The 5,221-nt window shown below is 64.2% G+C and carries 6 protein-coding genes; all 6 read right to left on the reverse strand.

Annotation, left to right across the window (positions count from 1 at the left end):
- Nucleotides 1-433: 433 nt before the first annotated feature.
- Nucleotides 434-769 carry a hypothetical protein gene (locus AC1DVA_RS26160; RefSeq protein ID WP_476807819.1) on the reverse strand — a complete coding sequence of 112 codons (336 nt, stop codon included), beginning with the start codon at nt 767-769 and terminating at the stop codon, nt 434-436.
- A gap of 483 nt (nt 770-1,252) precedes the next feature.
- Nucleotides 1,253-1,936: a hydrolase gene (locus AC1DVA_RS26165; RefSeq protein WP_265055275.1), complete on the reverse strand. Its 684-nt coding sequence runs from the start codon at nt 1,934-1,936 to the stop codon at nt 1,253-1,255.
- 55 nt (nt 1,937-1,991) lie between these two features.
- On the reverse strand, nt 1,992-2,234 hold the full coding sequence (locus AC1DVA_RS26170) for a hypothetical protein (protein WP_265055276.1): 243 nt from the start codon (nt 2,232-2,234) through the stop codon (nt 1,992-1,994).
- Entirely contained in the window at nt 2,235-3,866 is a 1,632-nt protein-coding gene (locus tag AC1DVA_RS26175; protein ID WP_476807820.1) for an MFS transporter, read from the reverse strand.
- The gene (locus AC1DVA_RS26180) at nt 3,866-4,279 is read right to left on the reverse strand and encodes a DoxX family protein (RefSeq protein WP_265055278.1); all 414 of its coding nucleotides are present in this window, start codon (nt 4,277-4,279) and stop codon (nt 3,866-3,868) included. The genes AC1DVA_RS26175 and AC1DVA_RS26180 overlap by 1 nt, the downstream gene beginning before the upstream one ends.
- A gap of 1 nt (nt 4,280) precedes the next feature.
- Nucleotides 4,281-5,221: amidohydrolase family protein (locus tag AC1DVA_RS26185; RefSeq protein WP_476807821.1), on the reverse strand; the 941-nt coding region annotated here is incomplete at its 5' end.

Genomic DNA, 5,221 nt, shown 5'->3' on the forward strand with positions numbered 1-5,221 from the left:
CTCCAGAGGAGTCAAGCGGAAGGCCAATGGCGAGCGTCGCTCGAAATGTCAGGCTTTGCGACTGAACGAGGCCACCGTTATAGCGCCCTAACAGAGGGCAAACTTGGTTCGGCTAACACTACGCTCGCTGGAGCAACGGAGCGACTTGCAACGGATAACTGTAGAAGCGATCCACGATCTCATCGCCTTGTTATCAATTGGCTTGGACGGCGCCGAGATGTGGGTAGGGCGCTCATTCAGTCGCGATTGCCGATGATTAGGAGTGCATCACAACCGAGCTTGGGCACAAATATCGGTACAGCGCTCTCCAAACGAATGAGCTGCTCACGTCCATCGATATCTGATGCAAAGGGTTCCTTGGTCGGGACGCAGTCGCTCAACCCGGCCGGATTACGAATAATCCCAGTGCTCGAAACCTCCAGCAAGAGCGACTTCACCAGTAATAGTGCGGGCGGTAATAACCCCGGTTCCACCCGTAATAGCGCGGACGGTAATAGACGGGACGGGCATAGTAGTGGCGTGGGCCATAATAGGCCGGATATCCATATCCGTAGCCATAGGCGGGATATCCGTAGCCATAGGCCGGGCGAGCCGCCGATGCGATTAGCCCCCCGAGCAAAGCGCCGCCGACGATCCCGGCGGCGACGGCCCCGCCGTTCCCRCCATGATTATAGTAGCCCCAGCCTGCACGCCGATAATACGCTCCGGCTGTTCCCACACTGCCCAAGACGATCAAACCGGCAGTGGCGAGCGTTGCGAGTTTCCTCATCACACCCTCCTATTCTCGCTGCGAAGGTCGGAAAGCAACTCCCGAAATCATACACTGACTGMCCCGACGCGAGTAAACGCAGACCATTGTTGTTGAGTTCCGACCTTTAGAGCCACAGGCACCACGATGACGATGCTGAGAGCAAGGATGCCACCGCCGACGATTCATTCGGCCGAGCCAGGCGGGCCACCGGCGTACGCGTCGACCCCGTTGACGGCGCGCCAACTAATGTTCTGTGCCACGCGTCCGACGCTTTGCCGGATAGCGCGACCGAATCCGTTGGGATGCGCTAGCGGGTCATAAAAGCCGCCCGTCATAACTCAATCGTGGGAACCAGCCGTCGTGAGAATCGACGGCTTTCGCTGAAGGCCGTTGCTTTTCGCTTCGCTCCAGTCGATCCGCAGTGACGGGAATTTTGTTTGCGCAATTGCCCGATGGCTGGGGGACGCAGCGGAAAGAATCCGCTGCGTCCCCGGAAAAGGATTAAATATCTGCCGGGCGCGGACCGATGCGCTCGCCATGCGCGACGCGCTCGGGTGCCTTGTGGACCATGGTATAGGCGTAGTCGACGCCCATGCCGTAGGCGCCGGAATGTTCTTTCACGATGGCCATGACGGCGTCATAGGTCTCGCGATGGGCCCAGTCGCGCTGCCATTCCAGGAGCACCTGCTGCCAGGTCACCGGTACGACGCCGGCCTGGACCATCCGGTCCATGGCGTATCTATGCGCATCGCCGGAGGTACCGCCGGAGGCGTCCGCAACCATATAAATCTCGTAGGCGCCTTCCAACATGGCGCAGAGCGCGAAGGTGGTGTTGCAGACCTCGGTCCACAGGCCGGAGACAACGACTTTCTTGCGGTTGTTAGCGGCGAGCGCATCGCGCACGTTCTGGTCGTCCCATGAGTTCATCGAGGTGCGCTCGAGGATCTTGTTCTGGGGGAACACGGCCAGCAGCTCGGGATAGGTGTGCCCGGAGAAGCTGGTCGTTTCGACCGTGGTGATTGTCGTTGGGATGTTGAACGTCTTCGCCGCCTTGGCGAGGCCCACGACGTTGTTCTTCAACACCTGCCGGTCGATCGACTGCACGCCGAACGCCATCTGCGGCTGCTGGTCGATGAAGATCATTTGGCAGTTCTTCGGGGTCAGGACTTCCAGGTACTTGGACATGTTACTCTCCTCTAGGTGAACGTGTGGACGGCCTGACGATGCGTAGCAGAATGGGTCAGTTACCCTGCTCGCCCTGCAGCGCAGCTTGCAGATCCGCGGTGGGAATTGTCGCTCTGATGCGCATGGCGGCTGCGAATCGCGCCTGCACATGAGGATCGGCGAAATAGGAATAGTCCGGGTTCTGCTGCAGCTGCGCGTAAGGCGGCGGCTCCGGCAGGGCCGCCGTTTTTTGCCCGGGTCTTCGCCTCGTGCCGAGGCCAGCCAGAGGCCTGCCAGGGAAGCGATCGCGCGCCGCCATTCACGCCTTGGCTCCCTCCCCCGCGCCTGCAAGGCCAGGCAGCGGATGGATATGCAGGAAGTGTCGCACGACCGGCCCCTCCTTCCCGACATGGAAGCGCCTGACCTCGCTTTGCACATCGGCATCGGACTTGGACACCCGGCGGTGCTGGCGAAGATGCTCGGCCCAAGACGAGACCATGAACCATTYGACCAGCCCCTCCRGATCTGCCGTGTCCTCGGTGATGCCCCAGCCGTAAGCGCCGTCGCGACGCCGCTCGACCGAGAGCGCGTTGATCGCGCGTAGGAACACCTCGCGATCGGCCGCCGGCACGCGGTACTCTATCAGGATCAGGACAGGTCCGCGGTCGTTGGCGACCTCGGCGGCGACGAGCGGCTCTGGCCAGTGGTTGGAGGGCGCGAGGTCGGCTTCGCCGGCCGGCAGCTTGATCCGCTGCATAATCAGGCCGGTCACAAGCAGTGCGGCTGCTCCAATCAACAGCGTGACGCGGATGCCGGCGGCTTCCGCCACCGCACCCCATCCAAGGGTGCCCGCGGTCATCGCGCCATTGAACACAGTGAGATAGACTGCAAGCGCGCGGCCGCGCACCCAGTTCGGTAGGATCGCCTGGGCGACGCCGTTGAGCGTCGTCAGCGCCACGATCCAGGCGGCGCCGAGCAGCAGAAGGACGACGATCGCGAGCCATTGCGGCGGCGCGAGCGTTAGCACGGCCATGACCGCCGCAGTCAAGACGGCCGAGAACAGCAGAAGCCTTTCGGCATCGAGGCCGGCGCGCAGACGTGGTAGCAGGATAGCGCCGCCGATTGCACCCGCGCCGACCGCGCCGAGCAGCACGCCGTAGAAGCCAGCCCCGCCACCGAGTAGGTTGCGCGCGACCAGCGGCAGCAGTGCCCAGACGGCGCTGGCGCAGCCGAAGAAGATCGCCGCACGCAGCAGCACGACGTGCAGCTCGCGGCTCGCCCGGGCATAGCGGAGGCCGGCCCGGAAGGCACCGGCGAACTGCTCGCTTAGCGCATCGTCGGCGCCTATAGGGCGGCGCCACCAGAAAAGCGCGCCGATGACAATGACGTAGCTCAGCACGTCGGCGCCGTAGGTCACGCCGGCGCCGAAGGCGGCGAGGATCAGCCCGCCCAGCGCCGGGCCGATGGCGCGCGAGATGTTGATGCCGAGCGAATTCAGCGCCACCGCGCTCTTGAGATCGGCCTTGCCGACAAGCTCAGGCACAATCGCCTGCCAGGTCGGCGCCATCAACGCCGCGCCGACGCCGCCGACGAAAGTCAGGCCGACCAGGGCCGGCACGCTGAGCTGGCCCAGGCTCGCCAACGCCATCAGCGACAGGCTGACGCAGCCGAGCAGGAGCTGGACCGCGATCAGGAACCTGCGGCGGTCGAGGATGTCCGAGAGCACGCCGGCGGGGATGGCGAGCAGGAAGACCGGGAGCGTCGCCGCCGCCTGAACGAGCGCCACTGCGGCCGGCGCACCGGAGAGGTCCGTCACTAGCCAGGCGCTGGCGACATCGCGCATGAAGGAGCCGATATTGCCAATGATGGTCGCCGCCCAGAGCACGGCGAAGACGGTTTGGCGCAGCGGCGCGAAGCCGGACGGAGGTGCCGGCGTCGTGGAAGTATTCACTACGTGTCTCCCTTGCGCCGCGATCGGTCGTCGAGCGCGACCACGATGAAGCCGCCGACCAAGCCGAGATGTTCGAAGAAGCCATTCATCGCCATCGCCCTTCCCTGGCCGGCCGACATCTCCCAGAAGCGAATGGCGATGAAGGTCGCGGCCAGCGTGAACCCGGCGAGCGCCAGCGCAGCCAGCCAGCGCCAGCGTCCGATCAGGATCAGAGCAGTCATCGCAAGCTCGAAGACAATGATGCCGACGGCGAAGAGCGGTGCCGGCGTTAAGCCGAAATGGGTCATCTCGGCTAGCGCACCCTCAAAATCGAGGATCTTGGTCACTGGCCCCTGGATATAGGCGGCACAGAGCAACAGCAGCGCGAACCAGCGCAAGGCGCCGGCCGGCGGAGAGGCGCCGTTCCTGGCCATGTCACACCGCCCAGCAGGCGCAGCCGAGCGCTCCCCAGAAGGAACGATAGTCGGAGGCCGGCAGCGCGCTCGACCAGGCGCCGGTATGGTCGTGGCCATGGACGTTGCAGGCGCTGGCACAGCGGCAATTGGTCATGGCGGCGCGGCGCAACGAGTTCTTGCCGGCGCCATCGGGCTCGCCCCAGGCGGCGTATCCTTTGAAGGTTCGGACCGGTGACCAGTCGGGCATCGCCGGTGGGGGGGCGCTCTCTTCGAAGGAAGCGAAATCGCGGGCGCCATAGACGACCTTGCCACCGACCACCGTAAGATCCGCGGAGATATGCGCGATCTCGTCCTCCGGACAGGCGAAGAAATCGCGATCGGGCACGATCAGATCAGCAAACTGGCCGACCGCGATCTGGCCTTTCTTACCCTCCTCATTGGAGAACCAGGTGACCTTCTCGGTCATCATCCTGAGCGCCGTCTCGCGATCGAGGCAATTGCGCTGCGGCGTGACGCGCAAGCCGCCGACGGTCTTGCCCGTGGCGAGCCAGGCGAGCGCGACCCAAGGGTTATAGGAGGCGACGCGGGTGGCGTCGGTGCCCGCGGAAGTCTTGATACCCTTTTCTATCATGCGCGCCACCGGCGGGGTCGCCTCGGCCGCCTTCGCGCCGTAGCGTTCTACGAAATACTCGCCCTGATAGGCCATGCGGTGCTGCACCGCGACGCCGCCGCCGAGAGCGGCGATGCGGTCGATCGAGCGCTCCGAAATCGTCTCGGCATGGTCGAAGAACCAGTTCAGCCCCTTGAGGGGAATGTCCTTGTCGACCTTCTCGAAGACATCAAGGGCGCGCGAAATTGTTTCGTCATAGGTCGCGTGCAGGCGCCAGGGCCAACGGTTCTCGGCGAGGATGCGCACGACGCCTTCTAGATCGCCCTCCATCTCAGGGGGCATATCGGGCC

It is taken from the genome of Allobosea sp. P4_C6 (genome assembly GCF_056402015.1).

Bases quoted from the DNA above. Each gene is read 5' to 3' on its own strand.
- AC1DVA_RS26170 (WP_265055276.1), bottom strand. From the start codon at position 2,234: ATGGCGGCGCGCGATCGCTTCCCTGGCAGGCCTCTGGCTGGCCTCGGC.
- AC1DVA_RS26180 (WP_265055278.1), bottom strand. From the start codon at position 4,279: ATGGCCAGGAACGGCGCCTCTCCGCCGGCCGGCGCCTTGCGCTGGTTC.
- AC1DVA_RS26165 (WP_265055275.1), bottom strand. From the start codon at position 1,936: ATGTCCAAGTACCTGGAAGTCCTGACCCCGAAGAACTGCCAAATGATC.